The 2,286-nt window shown below is 68.0% G+C and carries 1 protein-coding gene; it reads left to right on the plus strand.

The window, feature by feature from the left end:
• Positions 1-335: 335 nt before the first annotated feature.
• Positions 336-1,952 (plus strand): glucose/sorbosone family PQQ-dependent dehydrogenase, encoded by a 1,617-nt coding sequence (locus Q4F04_RS15515; RefSeq protein ID WP_303370689.1) that lies wholly within the window; start codon positions 336-338, stop codon positions 1,950-1,952.
• Positions 1,953-2,286 lie beyond the last annotated feature (334 nt).

The raw sequence follows: 2,286 nt of genomic DNA on the forward strand, positions 1-2,286 counted from the left end.
GCTGAACCGCGGTGGCGTGATCGCCTTTGCCGCCGTTGCGCAGGCGCTGGCCGCCGCCAACCTCACCCGCCTTTACGGCATGGCAGTCCGCTGCGGCCACAGCCCGGACGAACGCTTGCATTTCCATTGATGGCCGGGCGCCTGCCGCCCAGAAGCCATGCCCGGTGCCCCCGGAACGCTTCAGCCTGAACGGGCAGCGCGGCAGGTCAAGGCGCTTCGATGCGCGGGAACGCCGCCGCGGCATCCGGCGTTCCCCAATGGCCGCCTGACCGCGCCGACCGTCGCCCTTTCAGCGCCGCCGCGCCCCCGCAGTCGCCATCACAGGAGCCCTCGCGATGCGTGTCCGGACCACCCTCTGCCTTTCCACCGCCCTGACTGCCGCCCTGCTTGCCCCGGCAGCCGCCCAGCAGTCCCCCGAGGACGTGACCGCCGCCGAGTTCCCCTTTGAAAAGGCGGTCCTCGTCCAGGGCCTCGGCAACCCCTTCGAGCTCCGCGTCGGTCCCGACGGCTGGCTCTGGGTGACGGAACGCACCGCCGGCAGGCTGGTCCGCGTCAACCCCGGAAACGGCAGCCTGCTGAGCGCCTTCGAGTTCCAGTTGCCCGAGATCACCAACGGCGCCCAGACCGGCATCATGGGCTTCGCCTTCCACCCGGATTTCGGCAGCACGCCGCAAGTCTTCGTCTATGTGAGCTACAAGGACGAGGCCCGCACCGATCCCACCCGGCCCGACGTGGCCGATCCCTACCATGACATCTTCAACAAGGTCGTCCGCCTTGATTACGACGCGGCGACGGGGCGGCTGTCGAACCCGACCGACGTGCTGACCGGGATTCCCGCCAACAACGACCACAACTCGGGGCGGATGGTGATCGGACCGGACGGCATGATCTACCTGACGGTGGGCGACATGGGCCACAACCAGCTTGCGAACTGGTGTTACCCCATTGAGGCCCAGACCTTACCCACTGCCGAGCAGCTGGGCGCCGAGGACTACTTTGCCTACCAGGGCAAGGTGCTGCGGCTGAACCTCGACGGTTCCATCCCCGAGGACAACCCCGAGATCGAGGGAGTCCGCAGCCACATCTTCAGCTACGGCCACCGCAACCCGCAAGGGATCGCCTTCGCGCCGGACGGCACGCTTTATTCCAACGAACATGGGCCGGACACCGACGACGAGATCAACGTGATCCGGGCGGGCGGCAACTACGGCTGGCCGCATGTGGCGGGTCAGCAGGACGACAACTTCTACGTCCATGCCCGCTGGTCCGAAGCGTCTGAGCCCTGCGCGCAACTGGAATGGATCGGTCCCTCGCAGCCCCAGCCCGACAGCGTGCCGCAGCAGAAGGAAAGCGAGTGGCAGGCGCCGGAAAACTACGTGGCCCCCATCGCCACCATGTTCACCGTGACCACGCCGCCCGCGGGCTGCGAGGATTTCGGATATTTCTGCCGACCCAGCATCGGGCCGTCCTCCATCGCCTGGTACGAGGGCGAGGTGGCAGAACTGAACGGCCGGCTACTCAGCACCGCGATGAAGCACGGCTCGATCTACGCCTTCGACCCCGCGGCGGGCGAGGGGGCAGGGTTCACGCGCTATTATCTCGGCATGAACCGCCCGCGCGACATCGAGATCGCGGACGGCGGCCGGACCATCTACCTGCTGACCGATTCAGAGGGCGGGGTGCAGACGCCCGAGGGCCAAGGCGCCGCAGGGCTGGAGAACGCCGGCGCGATCCTTGTCTACACGGCCGGCGGAAGCGATGCGGCCACCGCCTCGGCACCGGACGCGCCTGCGGGCGGGGCCGGGGCGGTGCCGGCTGCCTCCGGTGAGGCGGGACAGGACGCCGCTAGCGGTCAGCCCGCCTCGGACCGCGAGGCCGCCGAGCAGGAAGCCGAGTCCGGCGACATGTCCGGCAGCGCAGAGACCGCGCCCGAGGGGCAGCCTGCGAACTGAGTGCGGCATCAGAAAGCGCGCCTGCCTTCAGGGGCGGGCGCCATCGCCAACGCCTTTAGGGGATGGGTGGCGTCACTGGGCGAAGCGTTGAAATCGAGAAATCTCCTGAAAGGCGGGGGGCTGCGGACTGCACCCTGCAGAATTTGCGCGGTCTTCAATCATCTGTTCCCCCCTTACGCGGCCATTGCTCCATGGGCGCAAGCGCGTCAAATTCGACCCGGGACTTCGGCATTGGCGGGATGAGGCCGGAAGCCGGAGGAGGGGAGGATACCATGTGCCAAGTCTATGCCGGCCAGCCACCCGAAAGCTACGAGCCCGTGACCCGGCGCCTGAG

This window comes from Paracoccus sp. (in: a-proteobacteria), assembly GCF_030536915.1.
In the GTDB taxonomy this organism is placed as follows: Bacteria; Pseudomonadota; Alphaproteobacteria; order Rhodobacterales; family Rhodobacteraceae; genus Paracoccus.

Excerpts from the sequence above, each read along its gene's own strand:
- Q4F04_RS15515 (WP_303370689.1), top strand. The coding sequence starts at position 336 with ATGCGTGTCCGGACCACCCTCTGCCTTTCCACCGCCCTGACTGCCGCC.